Origin of the sequence: Shewanella marina JCM 15074 (assembly GCF_000614975.1) — a bacterium.
GTDB classification, from domain to species: Bacteria; Pseudomonadota; Gammaproteobacteria; order Enterobacterales; family Shewanellaceae; genus Shewanella; species Shewanella marina.
Window position 1 is genome coordinate 67,999 of sequence record NZ_BALM01000009.1, and the last position, 23,552, is coordinate 91,550.

21 protein-coding genes and 4 pseudogenes are annotated in these 23,552 nt (G+C 40.4%); 15 read left to right on the forward strand and 10 right to left on the reverse strand.

The features are described 5' to 3' along the window. Positions 1 to 57: 57 nt before the first annotated feature. The 3 genes and pseudogenes from JCM15074_RS08815 to yjjX all read right to left on the reverse strand — a co-directional run bounded on the left by JCM15074_RS08815 (position 58) and on the right by yjjX (position 2,867). Entirely contained in the window at positions 58 to 1,269 is a 1,212-nt protein-coding gene (locus JCM15074_RS08815) for a cysteine desulfurase (protein ID WP_025820867.1), read from the reverse strand. Between the two features lie 76 nt (positions 1,270 to 1,345). Beyond that, on the reverse strand, positions 1,346 to 2,263 hold the full coding sequence (locus JCM15074_RS08820) for a bifunctional helix-turn-helix transcriptional regulator/GNAT family N-acetyltransferase (RefSeq protein WP_025820868.1): 918 nt from the start codon (positions 2,261 to 2,263) through the stop codon (positions 1,346 to 1,348). A 62-nt stretch (positions 2,264 to 2,325) separates the two neighbouring features. Next, positions 2,326 to 2,867, reverse strand: a pseudogene (gene yjjX, locus JCM15074_RS21625) (inosine/xanthosine triphosphatase). Between the two features lie 187 nt (positions 2,868 to 3,054). Between yjjX and JCM15074_RS08830 the strand changes: the two are divergent. Next, the gene (locus tag JCM15074_RS08830; RefSeq protein ID WP_025820869.1) at positions 3,055 to 5,628 is read left to right on the forward strand and encodes an acylase; all 2,574 of its coding nucleotides are present in this window, start codon (positions 3,055 to 3,057) and stop codon (positions 5,626 to 5,628) included. Between the two features lie 21 nt (positions 5,629 to 5,649). Here JCM15074_RS08830 and JCM15074_RS08835 read toward each other — a convergent pair whose 3' ends face one another. Then, on the reverse strand, positions 5,650 to 6,558 hold the full coding sequence (locus tag JCM15074_RS08835; protein WP_025820870.1) for a ketopantoate reductase family protein: 909 nt from the start codon (positions 6,556 to 6,558) through the stop codon (positions 5,650 to 5,652). After that, positions 6,551 to 6,909, reverse strand: a pseudogene (locus JCM15074_RS21630) (VanZ family protein). Before JCM15074_RS21630 ends, JCM15074_RS08835 begins: the two are co-directional and overlap by 8 nt. Before the next feature lie 222 nt (positions 6,910 to 7,131). Between JCM15074_RS21630 and JCM15074_RS08845 the strand changes: the two are divergent. After that, the gene (locus tag JCM15074_RS08845; RefSeq protein ID WP_025820871.1) at positions 7,132 to 7,617 is read left to right on the forward strand and encodes a YajQ family cyclic di-GMP-binding protein; all 486 of its coding nucleotides are present in this window, start codon (positions 7,132 to 7,134) and stop codon (positions 7,615 to 7,617) included. 53 nt (positions 7,618 to 7,670) lie between these two features. On the opposite strand, the gene JCM15074_RS08850 is transcribed toward JCM15074_RS08845, so the two are convergent. The 4 genes from JCM15074_RS08850 to JCM15074_RS08865 are packed head-to-tail and all read right to left on the reverse strand — an operon-like array spanning position 7,671 to position 10,732. Continuing rightward, positions 7,671 to 9,089, reverse strand: coding sequence for an AmpG family muropeptide MFS transporter (locus JCM15074_RS08850; RefSeq protein ID WP_025820872.1), 1,419 nt, complete (start codon positions 9,087 to 9,089; stop codon positions 7,671 to 7,673). Positions 9,090 to 9,148: 59 nt separating this feature from the next. Next, positions 9,149 to 9,490 carry a hypothetical protein gene (locus JCM15074_RS08855; RefSeq protein ID WP_025820873.1) on the reverse strand — a complete coding sequence of 114 codons (342 nt, stop codon included), beginning with the start codon at positions 9,488 to 9,490 and terminating at the stop codon, positions 9,149 to 9,151. A 60-nt stretch (positions 9,491 to 9,550) separates the two neighbouring features. After that, entirely contained in the window at positions 9,551 to 10,105 is a 555-nt protein-coding gene (locus tag JCM15074_RS08860; RefSeq protein ID WP_234400201.1) for a peptidylprolyl isomerase, read from the reverse strand. A gap of 57 nt (positions 10,106 to 10,162) precedes the next feature. Beyond that, positions 10,163 to 10,732, reverse strand: coding sequence for a YajG family lipoprotein (locus JCM15074_RS08865; protein ID WP_025820875.1), 570 nt, complete (start codon positions 10,730 to 10,732; stop codon positions 10,163 to 10,165). 146 nt (positions 10,733 to 10,878) lie between these two features. Between JCM15074_RS08865 and JCM15074_RS21635 the strand changes: the two are divergent. Further along, positions 10,879 to 11,890 (forward strand): annotated as a pseudogene (locus JCM15074_RS21635) (DUF2804 domain-containing protein). A gap of 8 nt (positions 11,891 to 11,898) precedes the next feature. Further along, positions 11,899 to 12,771, forward strand: a complete 873-nt coding sequence (locus JCM15074_RS08875; RefSeq protein ID WP_025820876.1) for a sterol desaturase family protein — start codon at positions 11,899 to 11,901, stop codon at positions 12,769 to 12,771. 27 nt (positions 12,772 to 12,798) lie between these two features. On the opposite strand, the gene JCM15074_RS08880 is transcribed toward JCM15074_RS08875, so the two are convergent. Continuing rightward, positions 12,799 to 13,938 carry a methyltransferase gene (locus JCM15074_RS08880; RefSeq protein WP_025820877.1) on the reverse strand — a complete coding sequence of 380 codons (1,140 nt, stop codon included), beginning with the start codon at positions 13,936 to 13,938 and terminating at the stop codon, positions 12,799 to 12,801. Between the two features lie 79 nt (positions 13,939 to 14,017). Between JCM15074_RS08880 and JCM15074_RS08885 the strand changes: the two genes are divergently transcribed. The 11 genes and pseudogenes from JCM15074_RS08885 (at position 14,018) to nqrM (ending at position 23,546) form a co-directional block, all read left to right on the forward strand. Then, positions 14,018 to 14,632: an alpha-ketoglutarate-dependent dioxygenase AlkB family protein gene (locus JCM15074_RS08885; protein WP_025820878.1), complete on the forward strand. Its 615-nt coding sequence runs from the start codon at positions 14,018 to 14,020 to the stop codon at positions 14,630 to 14,632. 90 nt (positions 14,633 to 14,722) lie between these two features. Further along, entirely contained in the window at positions 14,723 to 15,031 is a 309-nt protein-coding gene (locus JCM15074_RS08890; protein ID WP_234400200.1) for a BolA family protein, read from the forward strand. Positions 15,032 to 15,279: 248 nt separating this feature from the next. Continuing rightward, positions 15,280 to 15,789 (forward strand): S-ribosylhomocysteine lyase, encoded by a 510-nt coding sequence (gene luxS / locus JCM15074_RS08895; protein ID WP_025820880.1) that lies wholly within the window; start codon positions 15,280 to 15,282, stop codon positions 15,787 to 15,789. A 615-nt stretch (positions 15,790 to 16,404) separates the two neighbouring features. Further along, entirely contained in the window at positions 16,405 to 17,739 is a 1,335-nt protein-coding gene (locus JCM15074_RS08900) for a Na(+)-translocating NADH-quinone reductase subunit A (protein ID WP_025820881.1), read from the forward strand. Next, a pseudogene (locus tag JCM15074_RS21640) lies at positions 17,739 to 18,940 on the forward strand (NADH:ubiquinone reductase (Na(+)-transporting) subunit B). The gene JCM15074_RS08900 and the pseudogene JCM15074_RS21640 overlap by 1 nt, the downstream one beginning before the upstream one ends. Beyond that, complete coding sequence (locus JCM15074_RS08910) at positions 18,933 to 19,730, forward strand: Na(+)-translocating NADH-quinone reductase subunit C (protein WP_025820882.1); 798 nt, start codon at positions 18,933 to 18,935, stop codon at positions 19,728 to 19,730. Before JCM15074_RS21640 ends, JCM15074_RS08910 begins: the two are co-directional and overlap by 8 nt. Further along, on the forward strand, positions 19,730 to 20,362 hold the full coding sequence (locus JCM15074_RS08915) for an NADH:ubiquinone reductase (Na(+)-transporting) subunit D (RefSeq protein WP_025820883.1): 633 nt from the start codon (positions 19,730 to 19,732) through the stop codon (positions 20,360 to 20,362). Before JCM15074_RS08910 ends, JCM15074_RS08915 begins: the two co-directional genes overlap by 1 nt. A gap of 5 nt (positions 20,363 to 20,367) precedes the next feature. Beyond that, positions 20,368 to 20,976, forward strand: coding sequence for an NADH:ubiquinone reductase (Na(+)-transporting) subunit E (gene nqrE / locus JCM15074_RS08920; RefSeq protein WP_025820884.1), 609 nt, complete (start codon positions 20,368 to 20,370; stop codon positions 20,974 to 20,976). Positions 20,977 to 21,017: 41 nt separating this feature from the next. After that, positions 21,018 to 22,265 carry an NADH:ubiquinone reductase (Na(+)-transporting) subunit F gene (gene nqrF, locus JCM15074_RS08925; protein ID WP_025820885.1) on the forward strand — a complete coding sequence of 416 codons (1,248 nt, stop codon included), beginning with the start codon at positions 21,018 to 21,020 and terminating at the stop codon, positions 22,263 to 22,265. Positions 22,266 to 22,291: 26 nt separating this feature from the next. Continuing rightward, a complete protein-coding gene (locus JCM15074_RS08930) occupies positions 22,292 to 23,311 on the forward strand; it encodes an FAD:protein FMN transferase (protein WP_025820886.1) in 1,020 nt (339 codons plus the stop codon). 10 nt (positions 23,312 to 23,321) lie between these two features. Next, positions 23,322 to 23,546, forward strand: coding sequence for a (Na+)-NQR maturation NqrM (gene nqrM / locus JCM15074_RS08935; RefSeq protein WP_025820887.1), 225 nt, complete (start codon positions 23,322 to 23,324; stop codon positions 23,544 to 23,546). Positions 23,547 to 23,552 lie beyond the last annotated feature (6 nt).

Genomic DNA, 23,552 nt, shown 5'->3' on the forward strand with positions numbered 1-23,552 from the left:
ATAAGTAAATGCGCAGTAATACTGCGCATTTTTTTATGAGTAAAACTATTTATTTGGTTAGCCTAATAGTTCAATCACATCTTTAAGTGCATTAATAAATATATCGATATCTTGTTGATTGCTATAAATACCCAGTGAAGCTCGGCAGCAACCTTTAATCTGTAGCGACTCGATTAATGGCATCGCACAATGATGACCACAGCGAATAGCCACCCCTTGCTGATCTAATAATATGCCGATATCTTGATGATGCTCGCCTTGTAAATTAAAGGCCACTGCACCTATGTTATCTGCATGAGCGCCATAGAGTTCGATACCCGTTATAGCTTGTAGTTGCTGCTGCAAATAATTAATCAGTTGTTGTTCGTGTTGCAGACAGGTGGCTCTATCTTGTTGATTAAGAAAGTCTATAGCGCTGCCGAGGCCTATCACTTCGGCAATCGCAGGGGTTCCTGCCTCTAGGCGGTTTGGTAATTGATTAAAACTGGTGTGGTTAAAGCTTACTTGCTTAATCATCTCGCCACCTGTAAGCAGCGGTATTAATTGGTCAAGGGCTGCATAATCCCCCCACAGTACGCCAATACCTGTTGGGCCATACATTTTATGGCCTGAAAACACATAAAAATCACAACCGAGCTGTTGAACATCTACTGGAAGGTGAGCTATGGCTTGGGCACCATCGATTAAGGTTAGTGCGCCAACGGCTTTAGCCATTGCGATCAGTTCAATGACTGGATTAACGGTACCCAGTACATTCGATACATGATTAAGCGCGACAACTTTAGGTTTTTGAGCGATTAATGCTTGATATTGCTCGAGGTCGATACGGCATTGTCCATTGAGCGGAATAGATTTTATGATAGCGCCAGTACGTTGAGCTAATTGTTGCCAAGGCACAATATTAGCGTGATGGGCTGCGCTATCAATGAGGATGATATCGCCCACCTTTAATTGATGGGTTAAGCCATACGCAACCGTATTAATCGCATGCGTAGTGCCTTGAGTGAAAATAATTTCTTCATGACGTTGAGCATTAATAAACTGGCTTAGTTTATGACGTACTTGTTCGTATTGGGATGTGGCTCTTGCTGATAATTGATGAGCTGCACGATGTACATTGGCATTATCAAACTGGTAATAGTGACTGATACTATCGATAACCATTTGCGGCTTTTGGCTGGTCGCAGCGGTATCTAAATAGCATAACGGGTAGTCATTTAAAATTTGATTTAATGCGGGAAATTGCGCCCGCAGTACAGCATGATTCATGGTTAACAAAACTCACATTTAATAGGCGCAGTGATCTTCGGTCATCTACGCCACTAATGCAAGTTTTGTCATTTTGCTATAACTGTTTTTTAAAATACAGCATAGGCGAAAATCCAGATTTAGTATTAGGGTCTTGGAATTGTTTAAAACCTAAATCAAGATAAATTTCGGTGGCGGCATCAATGCCAACAGGAAGTTCTGTCGTGCAAGTGTTAAACCCCATATTCTTAGCTTGTTTGAATGCCATAATGAGCATTCGTTTAGCTAAGCCTCGACCCCTTAATATTGGAGCAAAGAACACATGTTTAAGCTGGCAAGTCTGTGGGTTTTCAGGGGAAGGAATAAAGCCCACAATGCCAAGTGGTTTGCCCTTTAAATTAGCGACCCAATACTGACCATTTGCTTGTTGATAGCATTGATATAAGTTATCAATCCATTGATGTTTATTTTCTTCTACTTGATCAAATTCTATAATGGCTTGACGGATCATACTGGCTAATGCTTTATCTTGATGTGGTTCACCTAGACTCACATCACAATCAGCTTGTAGTTTTACCTGCTGCATTGCCTGTTGGTATAACTTTAAACCATCAATTACCTGTTTGGCATCATTTTCATTCAGTTGTGCCATTATTTGAGCATATTGTTGGTTTTGTTGGCTATCTAATTGAGATAAAAGTATTTTGCCTTTGTTGGTTAGGCTGACAATAAGGCTGCGTTGATCTTCTGGATTAGTGTGAGTTAACACTAAATTTTGATGGACTAAGCTGTTAACAGCACGGCTTGCATTCGATTTGTCTAAGTTTAAATTATAAGCTAACTCTTTGATAGTGAGAGACTTGTCTCCTAACTCTACGAGGCAGTGCCCCTGAATTGGGGATATTGGTAAGTCACCGCATTTGGGGCTCAGCATACCGAAATAGCGGATCATATAGCGTGAGAGTTTACGAACATCTATGGTATTGGCTTCAATAGTCACTAATGGCTTTGTCATTTTAGTTATGCTTAGTTTTTTTAGTCGTGAATAAAGTCATTTGCCTCATTATTTTAGGCAAGTTATTTTGTATAAATGGTGGGGTTTAATATCGGCGCAAGGGCTAATAACATTGCTTGCGTATAAATACTTTCACGTGTTGCTGCGCCGTGAGTTAATAAACCAATTGCCCCACCTTTTTGCTTAATATTTTGAGTATTAAACAATTTATCCATTACCGTTCCTAACTCTTCGCCTGCAACCAATGCATTATATACATTTATTGGTAACGGTAATAAAGCACTACGGCCTAAATAAAGTTGTTGTTGATAATAAATAGCAATACAGGCAAATGTCGCAGCACCTTCAGCAAATTGATCGACGCCGCCTTCAATTGCAACATAAATATCTGCACCGCCTTGTTGTTGGCAAAATTGACTACGATTAATAGCACCTTGCGAGTCTCTGCTTCTGTCATCGGTTGGTCGGCAACACCTGATGGTGCGTTTATACCTTGGCAATTTATCTTAGTATTAGGCCAAAGTTGTTTAAATGCTTGGGCAACCGCATTTATTTTTACCGGATTTTTAGAGCCAACAATTATCGATATTGAATTAGAAAACATATATTTATTAGACCTATTTATAGTAGACACTCGTTTAAATCATTGTTTAAATAAGTGTGATACCTAGTATTACCTGTGATTAGACAAGTTTAACTTGAATAACTCAAGGGTCTATATAGAGATATAAGGAAATTCCTTGGTCTGTTGTCATATTGATCCGTTACTTACAATAATAGAGACGAATATTATGACAATAACAAGACTCATGTACTTAATGAGTATATCCGCTATGGGATTGATGGTGGGTTGCTCTGATAATGACGATAATGATTCTCCTGCCCAAGCTGCTCCTGCCGTCAGTGCTATTCAAGCTTTCTCCTCAGATGGTGTTATTCGAGCAACGATTAAACGTACTGATTATGGCGTACCCCATATTCAAGCTGATAATTTAGAAGGTATTGGTTTTGGCAGTGGTTATGCTCAAGCACAGGATAATTTGTGTATTCTGGCCGATGGTTTTATTAAAGCAAATTCTGAACGCTCGCTCTACTTTGGCCCTCACGCATCATTAGATTTTAATACTGGATTACCGACAGCAGAAGATAATGGTAATTTGATTTCTGACTTTGGCTATAAGGCATTAAAAATTAGGCAGATGGCAGAGCAAAAATTGCCAGAGATGAGTGAAAATAGCCGTGCGCTTATTAGTGGTTTTACTCATGGTTATAATCAATATTTAGCCGATGTGAAAGCGGGTAAGCAAACGGCAGAACTATTTTGTGCCGGCCAGCCATGGGTGAAAGAGATTAGCTCGGTTGATATGTTAACTTACATTTTTTCGATTGCGCAATTACCCGGCGCAGCAAATTTCTTCGATTTAATCTTTTTTGCCAACCCTGGTGATGGCCAAGAATATCTGCCACGGATGAGTACTGCTAAAACGTCGGCTCAACCATTATTGGATGACATCAATCAAAAGTTATTAGCCCAAGCGAATGACATCAAAATGCCACAGAAAAATCCGCGAGATTTAGGCTCAAATGGCTGGGGTTTAGGTAAAGATAAGACCGAAAATGGCCGTGGTATGGTATTAGTTAATCCACACTTTCCTCATACAGGTAATCTACGCTTTTGGCAGTCACATATCACCATACCAGATCAATTGGATATGATGGGGGGCTCATTAGTGGGCATGCCTGGAGTGATTAATATTGGTTTTAATCATGATATTGCATGGACTCATACGTTTTCTACCGCGGAACATTTTGTAGTTTATAACCTTGAACTAACCTCAGGCGATAGAATGCAATATCTGTTTGAAGGTACGCCATTACCAATCACTAAAGAGACGATGACAGTACAGGTTAACGCAGGCCCAGCAGGTATCATTACTTTGGCAAAAGATATCTATTTCTCCGATAAAGGCCCTATTTTGGAAGCGCCAGCAGAGGTGGCGCCATTTGCATGGGATGATGCGCAAGCATTTACCATTCAAGATGTGAATGCGTTTAATATGGACCCGCTCGATCATTGGTTGGCGATGAATTTAGCTAATAATTTAGATGAGTTTAAGCAAGCTTATGTTGATTATGATGGCATGGTATTTAATAACACCATGGCGGCTGATAAAGAGGGCAATGCATTTTATATCGATGATAGTGCGACGCCGGGCTTATCTGATCAAGCAGTGGTCATTCTTAAAACCAGTAAAGAGTTAAAAGACTTACGCCAGCAAGCAGGATTTACCATTTTACCTAATAGCGGTTTATTCCATTTTTCAGGGGCAACGCCATACGCCAAAGTGCCGCAGTTAACACGGACTGACTATGTGCAAAACTCTAACGATTCGTTTTGGTCAACTAATTTAAATGAGCCATTAGAGTACTATTCTCCATTGTATGGACCAGAGCGTGAACAGTTGACGTTACGGACGCGGATGGGGCTTAAGCTATTAGCTGATAGTGCTGGAGATGACGGTAAGTTTAGTTTAGCCGAGTTAGAAACGGCAGCGTTGTCGAATCGTAGCTATTTAGCTGAGCTAGTATTGCCAGCACTATTAGCGCAATGTGAAGCGCATCCCGATAAATTAATTAGCTTTGTTGCTGGTGAGGTTACAACCGTGATTGACGTTGGTCATAGCTGTACCGCTTTGCAAGCATGGAATGGTAAGCAAGACAATGACAGCATTGGCGGCGCACTGTTACGTGAATTTGCGTTTTTATTTGAACAGGATAAGCACCTAACGCAAGGTTTTGATTATACCCAAGCTGCAACCACTCCGGCGGGGTTAATCAATGATGGTTCGGCATTAACAATTTTGGCCCATGCGCAATTTAATTTAGGTAATGCTGGATTTGAGGCTGACGCGCCGTTAGGCACGGTACAGTTTAGTGAGAAATCTTTACCTAATGGCATGCCATCAGGTGCACGCTTACCTTGGCCGGGTACGCATCATCAAGAGGGCGGATTTAACGTGTTTTCGACTCGTTTATCTGGTGATGATACCTTAATTCCACAGCATAGTTACCCTGCGGCTAAGGATGCAGTGACAGGAGTGCCATTGGCATCAGGATTAACTGCAGAAGGTTATCCTATTCGTTATGGTTCAAGTTGGATGATGGCGATTAGCTTTACTGATGCAGGGCCAGTTGCGAGGGGCATACTGACCTATTCACAATCAAGTGATATCACCAAAGCCAGTGCCAGTGATCAAAGCCTATTATATTCTACTGAAAAACGTTTCCGTGATTTACGTTTTGATGCGGCAGATATTGAAGCGAATTTAGTTTCAACCACTGAAATTGAAACTATTAGAAATTAATTTTAACGTTATCAAAGCCAGCTAGTTATTACGATTAGCTGGTTTTTTTTCGAGCTTTTTTATTTGAGTGACTAAGGCGAAGTTGAATGGCACGTCAAGATGATGTTGCTGCGCTCTCGTGACGATATAACCATTAATATAATCAATTTCAGTACGGCGTTGGTGGGCAATGTCTTGGTACATCGACGAGTAGTTATTAGCGGTTAACTGAATGACGTCATAGATACGTGTTAATAATGCCGCTTTATCTAAGACGATATTATCTCTCGTCACAACCTGATGCAGTTCCGTCACGATTTGGTCAATATGTTGTTTGTAGGTAGATGCAGCTAATTGGCCATTTTTGCACTGTTCTAGTGCAGTTAATGGATTGATGGCGGCATTAATTGCGAGTTTTTGCCATAGTGCATTAATAATATCTGGATGCCACTGACTTTGTGGTATCGCCGCTAATAGTTGTTGTTTGAGTGAAGAGTTCAGCGGTTTTCCGTGTAAATGGCCTAGTTGGGTCAAGCCGAGGCCTGTATGTGTTACTCGTTGTGGGCTTGTAAGAAGTGCGCCTTGTGAAGTTGTGCCTAAACTTAAACCGCGTTCGCCAATATGAGCCATTAATGCTAAATGTGGCCCCATGCCATTGTGCAATAATAAAATATGGCAATGAGGATTAAGCTTATCTAAAAGTGGTAATACTGCATCAACAACTTGATAGGCTTTAACGCATACAATAACAAGTTCAAATTGCTGTAAATCATCTGCGGCAGTAATGACAGGGGCTGAATATTGTTGGCGTTGTTGCGATGCGGTTTCAACTTGCCACAGTGAGTTAAAATTGGTGCGGCGAGTAATGAAGTGAACGTCAAAGGTAGATGATAATTGCGAAGCAATAAGCTGGCCTATTGCTCCTGCACCAACAATCGCAAGCTTAGTCATTTTGAGATTGCAAATGACGATAGCGATTGACTAGCCATAAGCAAAAATAAAATGCGGCAACACCGGCCATATCGGCAATCACATCACCCACTGAGGCACTGCGATATGGTAATCTCGATTGAACTAACTCAATAAATACGGCGTAGCAGCCATTGCAGCAGCAACTAAATACCATTTAGGTTTGAAGGCAAAATAGACTAAAAAAGAGAGACCAAAGAAACTGCCAAAATGGCCTACTTTATCAAGATTCGGGATATTTTGTGGATAGTTAGGCTTAGAAAAAACTAAGTAGCTAACCACTAAAATAGCGATTATTAATGCTAATCGAAAGATATTCTGTCTTTTGAACACAAGCGGCTTAATTAATGTAAATTTTGCCAATGATAGAAAAAACTCCAGCTAAAGTCACCAACTAGTCAAATTATGCCGCTAATTTGTGGTTAAAAGCTTATGCTCAGAATAGCATTAGGTTGTAATAGCGCCGTTTTTATCGGACTTTGTTAAATCTAATGGGCATTGCGCAATAGATCAGCGTAAAATAGAGGCATCATATATTTTTGTTAGGGTGAGAAAATGCCTTCATTTGATATTGTGTCAGAAGTTGATGCGGTTGAATTACGTAATGCTGTTGATAATACTAAACGTGAAATTGATACACGATTCGATTTTCGTGGCGTAGAAACTAACGTTGAGTATAAAGATAATCAAGTAACCTTAACTGCAGAAGGTGATTTCCAGTGCCAGCAGATGGTTGACATGCTACGTATGCAATTAAGTAAGCGTAAAGTGGATCCTGCAGCAATGGATGTTGACGAAAAAGCGATTCATAGTGGTAAGAGTTTCTCTTTAAAAGTACGTTTTAAAGAAGGTATTGAAACCGATATTGCGAAGAAGCTGGTTAAAAAAATTAAAGATAGCAAAATTAAAGTACAAGCTGCTATTCAAGGCGACTCTGTTCGTATTACCGGTAAAAAACGTGATGACTTACAAGCGGTAATGGCGCTAGCGCGCGAGGCTGACTTAGGCCAACCGTTTCAGTTTAATAACTTCAGAGATTAATTTTCTGGCAGTAAAAAGGGGAATTAAATTCCCCTTTTTTGTGGCTGAAAATATTAGTTATCCGACAAACTATTGACTTGCTCTGCGCCCTCGTTGGGCTCTGCGGGTTTAGCTTTAGGCGTATATTTTGCCACTAAAGCAATTAATATTAATACGGGGAAGCCAATTAAACTGGCTGCGATAAAGAAGTTAATATAGCCATAGGCATCAACATACTCACCACTAAAACCTGCAATAAATTTAGGGAATAACAACATTATCGATGATAACAGGGCATATTGGGTGGCACTGTAACCACTGCTTGTTAGGCTTGATAAATAAGCAATAAAGGCGGAAGTTGCGATCCCAGAACTAAAGTTATCGATTGAAATAATTACCGTCAGTAAGCTAGGGTCATAACCTATATAGGCTTGATAGGCGAATAACATATTGGTGACAGCAACTAAGAACGCGCCTAAAAATAGAATTTTAAAGGTGCCAAAGCGTGCTAATAATACGCCACCAAACCCTGCACCTACTAAGGTCATAATTAAGCCGTATATTTTGCTGATATAAGCAATTTCTTCTTTTGAAAAGCCCATATCCACATAAAACACATTCGCCATTACGCCCATCACAATATCTGAAATCCGATAACAAGAGATCAGTAATAAAATGAGTATGGCCGCTTTACCATAACGCTTAAAAAAATCTAAAAAAGGTAATGCTGCTGCGGTATAAAGCCAAGCGAATAAACGGGCTAAGGTTGGATTAAATCTTTCGCTAAAGGCTGCTGCGACTTTCGCTTCAGTTGCATCTAGTATATGAGTCGATACTTTGGGTTCTTTACTCATTAAGGTGGTAATGACACCAATTACCATAAATAGTGCCATGACTTTATAAGAGGTCTGCCACGCAAATAGATTGTAGGCATCATCATTCGGTTGCACCCATGCTGCGATTGAAAGCGCACCTGCGGTAGCAATAATCATCGCCACTCTATAACCAGTTTGATATGCCGCAGCCAGTGCCGCTTGCATGCTTTCTGGGGCGGATTCAATTCGAAACGCATCAATGGCAATATCTTGCGTGGCTGAAGCAAATGCCACCATCAGTGCAAATAGGGCGAGGTAAGTGAGATGTAGCTTAGGATCGCTAAAACTCATGCCTAAAATGGCACCAATAATCATTATTTGCGCAAACAGCATCCAACTTCGACGTTGCCCCAGTCGTTTTGATAACCACGGAATAGACAAACGGTCGACTAAAGGTGACCACATCCATTTAAAGCCATAGACCAAGGCTATCCAGCTAAAGTAGCCGATTGCAGCACGCTCAATACCTGCTTCGCGTAACCAAAATGATAATGTTGAAAAGACCAACATTAACGGTAAACCCGCTGAAAACCCCAGCAGTAACAGAACTAAAACACGTTTTTGTAAATAGATAGAAAAAGGTGCAAATACCTGTTTGAGTTGTTGAGCTAACGCCATAAAAAAACTCAAGTAATAATGATAGTGCTAGCTTAAGGTGGCATTGGTCACTATTCAAGTTAATCATCAAAAATGAATGCAGGGGCTAAGCCTATGCAATTGGCTGGCATTGGCCCATCTCCTTGTATAAAGTCACAACAGGCTAATAAGTGTTGTTTTAAGGAATGATTGCTACGCAGTTGATCAATTGACCAATGGTCGAGTTCAAATAGCAGATGCCAAAACACATTTTCTTGATTTTGTGGTGTTTGACTTGAGACGAGATTGAGTGTTTGCCATTGCGCTAATAATGACCAGTAATATTGATGGTATTGTTCTACATTAATTTGTTTTAGCAGCAACTCCTTTGCGTGTTTTGCTAAAGTGGGGGAATGAAAATGAACAAAATCTTGATTAGTCATAACGGCCTCCATGCCTACACTGTACCTATAATTCAGGTACAGTGATTATAGCCATAAATTTTAATTTCGAGGCAGTAATTTGACTGATTTTAATATAATTGGTTTAACGGGAACATCAGGCCAGCCTAATGTCGCATTGTGCGACGTGGGCACTTGGCTCATGGCATCTATAACTTCCATACCACTAACGACTTCACCAAAAACCGTATAGCCCCAACGGCGAGTTGATGGATTTAACGCTGAGTTATCTGCCACATTGAAATAAAATTGGTTGGTGGCTGAGTGAGGTGAGTTTTCTCTGGCCATCGCAATTGAACCGCGATCATTTTGCAGGCCGTTACCCGACTCGTTCACAATCGCATCTCGAATTTTAATTTCTTTAAGGTTTGGTTTTAAGCCACCGCCTTGCACGACAAATTCACTAATAACGCGGTGGAAGATAGTATTGTTATAGTCACCACTGACTGCATAAGTGAGAAAATTATCAACAGTAATTGGAGCTCTAGTGCGATCTAGTTCAACGATTACTTTGCCCATACTGGTATCAAACTCAACTTGTGGATAGAGACTGTTGGGTTGAATATCCAATTTGGCTGCTAGCACGGGAAAGCTCATCGCAGCGGCAACAACCAAACAATATAAACGCTTTTTCATAGGGTACCTTTGTGATTATTATTTTTGTGCGAGAAATTGGTTTAGTTCAGCATCGTTAACAATTTCACCTGTGAGCTTGGATATTAGCTTATTGAGCTCCAACTCCAATTGTGCAAAGTCAGCACTGAATGGCCCCTTTAAGTTGCCTTTGATACTGTATTGCTTAGTGAAAGTATGGCGATCATTAGTCGCTGTCACTTGAATGCTGATGACACTGTATGCATCAAACGAAAACATTGATTCATTAACGGTGGTAAGCAGTTGGGTGATATGCAGTTGCATTCGGTCATTACTGTCACTGTTTAATTGATAGCCGGCCTTTACAAATGCTTGTTTAAATAGGTTATCAACAATAGCTCTTGTTGGCTCTGATGGGCTAATTAACCGAGCAGCATCATCACCATTAGCAAATTTGACGATGTAGTTGGCTTTACGGGCATCGAACGTTTGGATAGCAACATCTTTAGTCGCTGTCGCTTGTTGGTTAATTGATGGCACCATTGGACTTAATGCCAAATGACTTGGCTGGTGGCCTGCGCATCCTGCCAGTGTTGCTAGCAAGGTACTGATTAAAACTAGTCTTTTCATTAGTCATTATCTGTTAGCAAAATATAGCGCTGAGAATATCATAAATTTGAGTGTGCGCATCTAGTCATCATTAGCCTTTTCTTCATTGCTCATTGTCTGTACAGTAAATGGACAATTATATGTTTTTGCAGGGAGCAGCATGATATATGCATCAACACACTAGTTCGTTAATGGATATTCATGGCAAACCAAAATTTGGTTATTTTGATCAAGCTGTGACTTCACTGGGCGTGGAGCAGTTTGAGTATTTAAATGAAATGGATAAGCCAGTATCGAAACTGCGTAAACATTTTTCATTTAAACAATTCCAATTTATAAGTTTGGTATCAAGCGAATGGGTTATTGGTATTGCGCTGGCTGATATTCGTTATGTTGGGAGCGGTTTTTGTTATTTATACAATGTAAAAACTAACGAATTACAAGAGTATTCATGGCTTAAACCATTGGGTATTGGCTATCAGTTAGCAAGTTCACCGTTTTGTGGTGAAGCTTGGTACAGAGTTCAGACTTTAAAGTTCAAATTAGTATCGTCAATGGTTTGTGGCATATCCTATTAAATCACCCCAATATTGTTGCCGATCTGCAACTACAACCGCCTTATCCTGATGAACCTTTGGCGATGTGTACCCCTACTGGATATAGCGGTTGGACTTATACTCAAAAACATAATGCTCTTAACATTGCGGGCTCATTAATCATTAATGGTGTTAGCCAAGATGTTAAGTCATTTTTAGGCGGTTATGATTTTTCAGCTGGATTTATGCGCCGCGAAACCAGTTGGCGCTGGGCCAGTATTAATGGCTTGGTCGGAGATGATCGATTAGGCTCAATTTGGCCGCAGGCGTGAATGAAACTGGATCGCTTGAAAATATATTATGGGTTAATGGTCAGCGTCATTTATTGCCAGCGGTACATTTCCAGTTTGAACGGATGTCTGCTGTACCAAGTTGTTGGCGAATCTACAGTGATGATGGCCGAGTAGAACTTATTTTTAATAGTCGAAATTGTCGTAGTGAGAAGCTGAATTTAGGTTTTTTGAAAAGTAACTTCAGGCAATACATTGGTTCATTTTCGGGACATCTTATTACTGCTGATGGGCGCGAATTTCAGTTACATGAGCAATTAGGTTTAACCGAAGATCATTTTGCAAAATGGTAGGAGAACAGGTGAATTTCTCTCAATTAATCGCACACCCAGAATGGTTACTGATTGTATTGGCGCCAATATTTTTTGTTTGTATTGCACTCGAGTGGTATATCGGTAATAGAAAACAACAGTTACCGCCATCAGCTCAATATCATCAAAAAGAGGTGTTATGCAATATGGCACTTGCGAGTTTGCATCAAGTGGCAGATATCACTGCTGGACTGTTTATCAGTAAAGTATATTTGCTGTTTTTTGGCTGGAAGCTGTTTGATATTGAGATGAATTGGGCGACATTTATATTACTGATGGTGGCGCAGGATTTTTGTTATTACTGGTTTCATCGTGCCAGTCATCGAGTGCGCTGGTTGTGGGCTGCACACGTGGTACATCATAGTTCAGAAAATATGAATTTTAGTACGGCATTTAGGCAGAGTTTAATGTATCCCATTGCGGGTATGTGGTTGTTTTGGCTGCCATTAGTGATATTAGGGTTTGATCCTAATTATGTCGTATTTGCGGTGCTATTAAATCTAGGATTACAGTTCTTTGTACATACTCAAGCAATCAAATCTATTGGCCCATTGGAGTATATCTTTAATTCGCCCGCACACCATCGCGTACACCACGGTAAAAACCCACAATATATTGATAAAAACTATGCTGGGGTGTTAATTATTTGGGATAAGTTATTTGGCAGCTTTGAGCCTGAAGTTGAGACGGTACAATATGGGGTCACTAAGCCAGTGAATAGCTTTAATCCATTGACGGTAACGTTTGCGGAATGGCGTGAGATGTGGCGAGAGCAGCGTCAATCTGAATTAACATTGAGGCAGCGATTAAAGCTAATTTTTGCGCCGCCAGCATCGCAGCAGATAAATAAAAAGGGCAGTTAATGCCCTTTTTAGTTATTTAGGTTTAACTTATTTGGTTTTTTGAGCTTGCAGGATCACAAATTTACCATTGCTGGCGACAGTGGTGCAGTTACCAAATAAACGTTTTAACTTAACGTGATAAGCAAGATGGCGATTGCCTACAATATGCAAGATGCCGCCGATTTTTAAGCGATTTCGAGCATCTAAGAACATCTGCCATGCAATATGATCGGTAATCGCTTCACCTTGATGGAATGGCGGGTTGCATAATACTAAATCGGCATTCACATCTTGAGGTAGGTGGGTGAGACAGTCATCCCAATAAAAATGACCTTTATCTGCAGGCAACGCGTTAAGTTGCCAATTGTGTTGGCAACTGGCAACCGCCATTTCTGAATCATCAACAAAGTGGATATCAGCGTTTGGCCATTGTTTCGCTGCGGTTAAGCCTAATACGCCGTTACCACAACCAAGATCAATAATTTGTTGATAATCACCTTGGGGTAAATTATCTAGCATAATACGCGCACCAATATCGAGTTTATTAGCGGCAAATACATTGCTTAAATTGGTAACGTTAAGTTGGCTATCTTCTATTTGCCATTGTTGAGGCGCAGGTAACTTACGCACTTTACCATCAAAAATAGCCGTGATAATGCGTGTTTTTTTCCAAGTTAAACTTGCGCTTGCTGGGCCGAAATGTTGTTCAATTAAGGCTAAAATAGACTTATTAATTGATTTTGCTTTAGCGCTAATTAACACCTGCATCCCTTGTGGTAATGCCTGTGATAAACGTACTAACTGCTCACTAAAATAGCTTAAGTTTTTAGGCAATTTACATAAAACTAATTGCGGTATTGTTGAAATTGGCTGACGGCTATTAATAAACTCAATATGGTCGCTATTTAATTGGTTACAGCTTAGGTTATGCTTAATCCCTAAATAACTGGTTTTAGCGTCGGTTTCTATTTGCAATGGCCACTGCGGATTTAGACTTTTAAGGGCGCAGGTCAGCGCACCAAAACTATCGTTAATGAGTAGGCTAGGCACGGCTTGTTGTTGCTGTTCTATTAAGTGTTTAATTAGGTGTTCATCAGCAGCATCCCATGCTTGCAAATTTGATTCTTGGGTTGCTGGATAGCGATGTAGTTGTAACTCAATATCAGCTAAACAAAAGTGTGTACTCATTAAGGGGCCTAGCAGTGTTCAATAATGTCGGTGATTATCGCTGATCGCTATGACAGACGCAATTTGTTAAGGAGAGTAAATGCAACAAGCTGACTTATTTGCTGATAAAGCACCTCAGCAATTACCTTTTACGCATATTGCCAATTACCTTAATCTTAAACAGCGACAGCTATTGTTGGCAGAAGCAGAAACTTATCCATTCTCACAGCCGATAGTCACGGTATACGGTAAACAACACCCTATTCCGCGTCAGCAAGTGTGGTTTGCAGATACTGGTTGCCATATCAAGTTTTCACATACGTTAATTGCTGCGCAAACATGGCGCCCGATGTTAACCAAGTTACGGCAAAAGTTGCTGGCAGATTTTGAGGTGGATTTTAATGGGGTGTTAGTGAATCAGTATCGTAATGGCTTGGATCAAATGGGAATGCATTGTGATGATGAACCAGAAATCGTGCCACAGACGCCTATTGTATCTATCAGTTTAGGGGCAAGTAGAGATTTTGTGGTGCAGCACAAACAAACTAAACAACGCCATATGATGAGTTTAAATGATGGTGATTTAGTGTTGATGCCTGCGCGTATGCAACAAACTTGGCTGCATGGTATTCCCAAGCGCAGCAAAGTGATGCAAATGCGCTTAAATTATACTTTTAGGCAAATTATTGCGGGTTACCATCAAGATTCGTTTTAACATTATTACTGCTCATTTGGTCATATCTTGCTATTTCAAAGGCGCAAGATTACTCTGCTAACCATCTTAGTTATTTACATGAGTTTACTGATGATGGATACACCTATTGCTAATCGTTTGACCGAGAAATTAACTGCAGCACTCTCCCCAACGCATCTTGAAGTGATTAATGAAAGTCACAATCATCACGTTCCTGCAAATTCAGAAACCCACTTTAAAGTGGTTATTGTCAGTAATACCTTTGAAGGCCAACGGTTGATTGCTCGCCATCGTGCTGTGAATGGCGCGTTAATGGATGAATTTGAGCACGGTCTGCACGCATTAACGATGCACACTTATACGCCTGATGAGTGGCAAGCATTAGACGCGGTACCTGAATCACCCAAATGTAAAGGTTAAGTTCATTTACCGGAATTAGACTTAACTTCAGGTCAACTTTTAAAAAGCGTATCAGTTTTTGATACGCTTTTTTTATGGCAAAAAATGGTCATTAATCTGTGCATGAAGTGAGCAGTATCTTTGGTTTTATGTTGAATATATGTAATGATTAGATCGATATTTGATTGTGAATAAGCAACGTAGATAGTTCTGTTCATATGTAGAAGATAATGGACCCAATTTATTCATTTAAGTTACTGGAGATAAGGATGCCACTACTCGATAGTTTCACTGTAGATCATACTCGTATGCAAGCGCCTGCGGTACGTATCGCTAAAACCATGGTAACCCCAAAAGGGGATACGATTACTGTATTTGATTTACGTTTTTGCATTCCAAATCAAGCCATTTTAAGTGAACAAGGTATTCATACCTTAGAGCATTTATACGCAGGCTTTATGCGTGACCACCTCAATAGTGAACATGTTGAGATTATCGATATTTCGCCAATGGGCTGTCGAACTGGCTTTTACATGAGTTTAATTGGTGAACCTTCTGAAGAAACTGTGAGTTCGGCATGGTTAAGTGCGATGCACGATGTGATCAATGTTAAACAACAAGCTGATATCCCAGAGTTGAATGAATATCAATGTGGTACCTATACGATGCATTCGTTAACAGAAGCAAAGAATATTGCTAAAAGTATTATTAATGCAGGTATCGCTATCAACAAAAATAATGATTTAAAGCTTAGCTCTGATATTTTGAAACAACTTTAATTAAATCAGATATTAACATTGGTCTATTCAAAAAATTTGAAACTTTACTTATAGCTACTCTTTGTTTTTGTGTAACTGATTGAATAGTAAGTTGTTAGTGTGGTGTAAAGGTCGTTTAAACACGGCCTTTTTTATTGCTTTAAATTTGAGACTGATTAAATAGTAGTAAAACCTAAAATAACAACAATGTTAATAAAAGGTGTTTAATTTTGTGCGATAAGGTTAATATATGCAGTCGTAGAACTGGTAAATTATTGTTATTTTTAAGTTATAAATAATTTATTAGTTAAAATAATTCTAGTTAACTAGCCATAGCTTTGGCTATTTTTAGGGAGTTAGCTACCGTTTTATACGGTTAACAGGGGCGTGCAGGGAAAACGTCTATGGTAACAACAAGGTGTTATTGTAAATTTATTGTTTAAAATGGATGCAATCAGGTTGCCTTATGGATATTTTCGTAGCAGTAAGTTTGTGGTTACGCTAAAATGCACGCGAGCAATTGTGATGTAGGTTGCAATTTTGTGATAAATTTGCGCTAGCTCAATAACCTTGTTGTCTAGGTGTGAGTAGGAACGCGGCGCATTGTCTTTCCTTCATAACGTAGTGCATTTGGATATGATTACAATAAAGAAAGGATTGGAACTGCCTATCGCAGGTAGACCAGAGCAAGTTATTTATGATGGCCCAGCTATCGAGCAAGTAGCTACTTTAGGTGAAGAGTATATTGGCTTACGTCCGACAATGAAGGTTCGTGTCGGCGATAAGGTTGCCAAAGGACAGGTGATTTTTGAGGACAAAAAGAACCTTGGCGTCAAATATACTGCTTTAGCCAGTGGCACTATTAGTCAAATTAACCGCGGTGAAAAACGTGTACTTCAATCGGTTGTCATTGATATTGAGGGTGATGACAAAGTAGAGTTTAGTCGTTACTCACCACAAGAGTTAAACACGTTAGATGTGGCTCAAGTACGAGACAATTTAATCGAATCAGGTCTTTGGACCGCATTGCGCACTCGCCCATTTAGTAAAGTTCCTGCCATAGATTCAACGCCTGCTGGTATTTTTGTGACTGCAATTGATACTCAACCATTAGCAGCAGATCCACAGCTTATTATTAATGAAAATAAACAAGCTTTTGCTGATGGATTGACGGTGTTGTCAAAGTTAACCGATGGCAAAGTCTATCTGTGTAAAGCGCCTAATGCTGATATAGCTTCAGATAATGCTGAAGTTCATGAGTTTGCAGGTGTGCATCCTGCAGGTTTAGCTGGTACTCATATTCATTACCTGATGCCAGCATCTGCAAAACGTACCGTTTGGTATGTTGGCTATCAAGATGTAATCGCAATCGGCATGTTGTTCACAACAGGTGAACTTTATACCAATAAAGTGATTGCAATTTGTGGCCCTAAAGCGACCAAGCCTCGTTTAGTTCGCACCCTTGTTGGTGCTAGCACAACGACACTAACAGCTGGAGAATACAGTGGTGATGATATTCGCGTTGTTTCTGGTTCAGTTTTAAATGGCCGAACGGCAGCAGGACCTCATGCGTTTTTAGGTCGTTATCATCAACAAATTAGTTTGTTAGAAGAAGGTACTGAAAAAGAGTTTATTGGTTGGGCAATGCCGGGTAGTGATAAATTCTCGATTACTCGAACCTTCTTATCTCGTTTAACACCATCAAAGCTTTTTGATATGACCACCACTACAGGTGGTTCTGATCGTGCCATGGTACCAATTGGTAATTACGAGCGAGTAATGCCACTTGATATTTTACCAACGATGCTATTACGTGACCTACTTTCAGGTGATGTTGATGGTGCAGCGGCATTAGGTGCGTTAGAGCTAGATGAAGAAGATTTGGCATTATGCACTTTCGTTTGCCCTGGTAAATATGATTACGGTTCATATCTAAGGGATTGTCTAGATACGATCGAGAGGGAAGGCTAATGAGCTTAAAGGATTTTATCGAACGTATTGAGCCGCAATTTGAAAAAGGCGGTAAATACGAAAAGTGGTATGCACTTTATGAAGCAGCAGCCACTATCTTTTATACACCGGGTAAGGTGAATAAAGGTCGAACTCATGTTCGTGATAATTTAGATTTAAAACGTATGATGATCATTGTTTGGGCATGTACTTTCCCTGCAATGTTTGTCGGTATGTATAACGTCGGTTTACAAGCGCAAGAAGCACTAGTTGCAGGTTTTGGCGTACCAGATGTGTGGCAAACAGCCTTATTTGGTATGTTTGGTACAGAGTTAACCGCCAATTCAGGTGTCGCCGGATTGATGTGGTATGGCGCTTGTTTCTTCCTGCCTATCTATGCCACAACCTTTATTGTGGGTGGTTTCTGGGAAGTGCTATTTGCGTCGGTACGTGGTCATGAAGTGAACGAAGGCTTCTTTGTTACTTCAATACTCTTTGCCTTAACGTTACCCGCAACGATTCCATTATGGATGGTTGCACTGGTATTACCTTTGGTGTGGTTGTTGCCAAAGAAATCTTTGGTGGTACGGGCCGTAACTTCTTAAATCCAGCACTTGCTGGCCGCGCGTTTTTATTCTTCGCTTATCCTCTGAATATGTCTGGCGATACTAGCTGGGTAGTTGCTGATGGTTTCTCCGGTGCAACGGCACTGAGCCAAGCAGCAAGTGGTAGCTTGCAATATAACGGTTTAGACCAACAGTGGTGGGATTCATTCTTAGGCTTTATTCCAGGTTCTGTGGGTGAAGTGTCTACCTTAGCAATCCTAATTGGTGGTGGCATTCTATTAATGACTCGCATTGCATCTTGGCGCATTGTCGCTGGCGTGATGGTGGGTATGTTTGCGGTTTCAGCACTACTTAATGCTATTGGTAGTGATACTAACCCTATGTTTGCTATGCCGTGGTACTGGCACTTAACCTTAGGTGGTTTTGCATTCGGTATGATGTTTATGGCAACAGACCCTGTGTCTGCATCATTTACTAATAAAGCAAAATGGGCATATGGCATCTTAATTGGTGCGATGGCGATATTTGTGCGTGTAATTAATCCAGCTTTCCCAGAAGGCATGATGTTGGCCATTTTATTTGCCAACCTATTTGCGCCGTTGTTCGACCATTTTGTGGTTCAAGCGAATATTAAGCGGAGGGTTGCACGTGGCTAGTAACAAGGACTCGTTCGGCAAAACGTTATTTGTCGTGATTGGATTATGCTTAATCTGCTCTATTTTTGTATCAACAGCAGCGGTATTACTTAAGCCAACACAAGAGCAAAACAAATTGCTCGATAGACAAAAGTATATTTTAGAGGCTGCCAATTTAATTGATCTTAAAGATGGCAGTATCACAAAACAGCAAATTTTAGCCCTTTATAAAAAGCACGTAAAAGCACAGGTTATTACCTTAAAAACAGGTGAAATCGACGCAAACGTCAATGGCGACCTTTTTGATGAAAAGAAAGCAGCTCGTGACCCTGCAACATCGTTTGTTCCTGAGCATGATATTGCTCAAGTAAAACGAGTTGCTAAAGACGCGGTGATTTATGAAGTGTTTGATGACGCTGGCCAACTTAAAACGGTTATTTTACCGATTAAAGGTTACGGTTTGTGGTCAACTATGTATGCATTCTTAGCACTAGAACCAGATCTTAATACCATTCAAAACCTTGTTTACTATGACTTCTCAGGTTCTGGTGAAACACCGGGTTTAGGTGGTGAAGTTCAAAATCCAAAGTGGAAAGCATTATGGGTAGGCAAGAAGTTATTTGATGCTCAAGGTCAGCTTGAGATTAAAGTAACTAAAAACCCTGCCGTTGCACAAACACAATATGGTGTTGATGCGCTTTCTGGTGCAACGTTAACCAGTAATGGTGTGCAGTATTCATTGGATTTCTGGCTCGGTAATGAAGGCTTCGGCCCATTTATTGACCGAGTACGCGAAGGAGGACGCATTTAATGGCTACTTCTAAAGAGTTAAAACAGGTTTTAACAGGCCCCGTTTTCAGTAATAACCCGATTGCGTTACAAATTTTAGGTGTCTGTAGTGCGCTAGCGGTAACCAGTAAGATGGAAACCGCATTGGTGATGACCATTGCATTAACCGTGGTAACAGCATTTTCGAACTTATTCATTTCGATTATTCGTAACCATATTCCTAGTAGTGTTCGTATTATCGTGCAGATGACGATTATTGCATCATTGGTAATTGTGGTTGACCAAGTGCTACAAGCGTACGCCTACGATGTTGCTAAGCAACTATCAGTATTTGTTGGTTTGATTATTACTAACTGTATTGTAATGGGACGTGCTGAAGCATACGCCATGAAAACGCCACCATTAATGAGCTTTATGGATGGTATTGGTAATGGTCTAGGTTACGGTATGGTATTGCTTTCTGTTGCCTTTGTTCGTGAACTATTTGGTAATGGTTCATTATTTGGAGTAGAGATCTTAAATAAGATTTCTGAAGGTGGCTGGTATCAGCCAAATGGCTTGTTATTACTACCGCCAAGTGCCTTCTTCCTTATCGGTATGTTGATCTGGGTTATTCGTATTTATAAGCCAGAACAAGTAGAAGCTAAGGGGTAACAGCGATGGAACATTATATTAGTTTATTTATTCGTTCAGTTTTCATCGAGAACATGGCGTTATCTTTCTTCTTAGGTATGTGTACCTTCTTAGCGGTATCGAAGAAAGTATCAACTTCTATGGGCCTTGGTGTTGCGGTAATTGTGGTATTGGCCATTTCAGTACCCGTTAACCAAATCATCTATCAAGGTATTCTTGCTCCAGGCGCCTTGGCTTGGGCGGGTGTGCCTGATGCCGATTTAAGCTTCTTGAAGTTTATTACCTTTATTGGTGTGATTGCGGCATTAGTACAGATACTCGAGATGACGTTGGATAAGTATTTCCCACCACTTTATAACGCACTGGGTATTTTCTTACCTTTGATTACCGTGAACTGTGCAATTTTTGGTGCGGTATCATTTATGGTCGAGCGTGATTATAACCTCACTGAAAGTGTGGTGTTTGGCGTTGGTTCTGGGGTGGGTTGGGCATTAGCAATTGTATTACTTGCTGGTATTCGCGAGAAAATGAAATATTCAGATGTGCCAGATGGACTTCGTGGCTTGGGTATTACTTTCATTACAGCAGGTTTGATGGCCTTAGGTTTTATGTCGTTCTCAGGTGTGTCTTTATAAACACTGAGGTTGTTGAATAGGATCTTCTAAGGGATAAATGAATGGATATTTTTAAAGCAACCCCAATAGACGTTTATTTAGGCGTGGGTATGTTTACGACTATTGTACTGATTTTGGTGCTGGTGATTTTATTCGCCAAATCAAAGTTAGTTGCTAGTGGTGATATTAACATTGGTATTAACGATGATCCTGAAAAAGGGATTAAGACGGGTGCCGGTGGTAAGTTATTAGGTGCATTGGCTGATAATGGCATTTTCGTTTCAAGTGCTTGTGGTGGCGGTGGCTCATGTGGTCAGTGCCGGGTTAAGATTAAATCTGGTGGTGGTGATATTCTGCCGACAGAACTTGATCATATTAGTAAAGGTGAGGCTCGTGAGGGTTGCCGTTTATCATGCCAAGTTAATGTTAAAAGTGACATGGAAATTGAGCTTGATGAAGAAATTTTTGGTATCAAGAAGTGGGAATGTTCTGTCATTTCTAATGATAACAAAGCGACCTTTATTAAAGAGTTAAAGCTAGGTATTCCTGACGGTGAGTCAGTACCGTTCCGTGCTGGTGGCTATATTCAGATTGAAGCACCTGCGCACCATGTGCGTTATGCTGATTATGATATTCCTGAAGAGTATCGTGGTGACTGGGAACACTTTGGTTTCTTCAAGTTAGAATCTAAAGTTGATGATACAACAATTCGTGCATACTCAATGGCTAACTACCCAGAAGAGCATGGCATTATTATGCTAAACGTACGTATTGCTACCCCTCCACCACGTAATTTGACTTTACCATGCGGTAAGATGTCATCTTACATTTGGAGCCTAAAGGCGGGCGATAAAGTGACTATTTCAGGTCCATTTGGTGAGTTTTTTGCTAAAAAGACTGATGCTGAAATGGTCTTTATTGGCGGCGGTGCCGGTATGGCGCCAATGCGTTCGCACATCTTTGACCAATTAAAGCGTCTAAATTCTAAGCGTAAGATGAGTTTCTGGTACGGTGCTCGTTCTAAGCGTGAGATGTTCTATGTCGAAGATTTCGATATGCTTGCAAATGAAAATGACAATTTTAACTGGCATGTGGCATTATCTGATCCGCAACCCGAAGATAATTGGGATGGCTATACTGGCTTTATCCACAATGTTCTTTATGAAAACTACTTGCGTGATCACGAGGCACCAGAGGACTGTGAGTTCTATATGTGTGGACCTCCAATGATGAATGCGGCAGTTATCGGGATGCTAAAAGATCTCGGGGTCGAAGATGAAAATATCCTACTGGATGACTTCGGCGGTTAATGTCCAATTTATAGATGTAGGTCACGATGACTAAGACCTTAGTAAACTGGCTAACCTTGATTGGGTTAGCCTTTTTTATCACAGCTTGTTCGAATCAACCTGAACAAGTCGCACTTTCTGGCAGCACCATGGGCACGACATACCATATCAAGTATGTGCCTAATAAGCAGACACCGGAGCCACAGTTACTGCAAGCACAAATTGATTTAGCGTTAGATCAAGTTAATGATCAGATGAGTACCTATCGTAAAGACTCTGAGTTATCGCGATTTAACCAATCATTGTATGAGCAAAGTGTACCTGTGTCGGCAGATACCTTAAAAGTGATTCAAGAGGGCATCAAACTTAATGGTATTACAGATGGTGCGCTTGATATCACCTTAGGGCCGTTAGTGAACCTTTGGGGGTTTGGTCCAGATAAAAGGCCAACGACTATACCAACAAAAGCTGAAGTGCGACGAGCTAAGTTAAAGACTGGCATAGATGCACTGCATATTAAAGGCAATATGATCAGTAAAACTAACCCTGACTTATATGTTGATTTATCATCAATTGCGAAAGGGTTTGGCGTTGATAAAGTTGCTAATATTCTGCAAAAATATCACGTGTCTGGTTACCTAGTTGAAATTGGTGGTGAGCTAAGAGTCAAGGGTAAAAAAGCAGATGGGGAACCATGGCGCATCGCCATTGAGCAACCATCAGATAATGGTAGAGCCGTACAACAGGTGATAGAACCAGGTACCATGGGCATGGCAACCTCTGGCGACTATCGTAATTATTATGAAGAGAACGGTAAGCGTTTTTCACATATTATTGACCCACGTACTGGTTATCCAATTAATCATCGATTAGCTTCGGTAACCGTATTAGCGCCGCAATGTATGGTTGCTGATGGATATGCTACTGCGATGATGGTATTGGGAACTAAAGCGTCACTAGCATTGGCCAACAAGCAAGGTTTAGCCATTATGCTAATTGAAAAGCAGGATGATGGCTTTAAGGTGTTTTATAGCGATGCTTTTAAACCTTACTTAAAGCAACATTAAGGAGTTGAAGATGAGTTCGTTTATAGCTGCATTTGTAGTATTACTCGCATTTTTTGTTTTAATGTCAATTGGTTATATTGTAAAACGAAAAGCTGTAGCAGGAAGCTGTGGTGGTTTAGGCGCTGTTGGTATTGCCAAAGCCTGTGACTGTGATGAGCCTTGTGATAGACGCAAAGCTAAAATGGCTAAAGAGCAAGCTAGATTAGATAAACTTAATCAAGATCGAATCATCTAAATAACA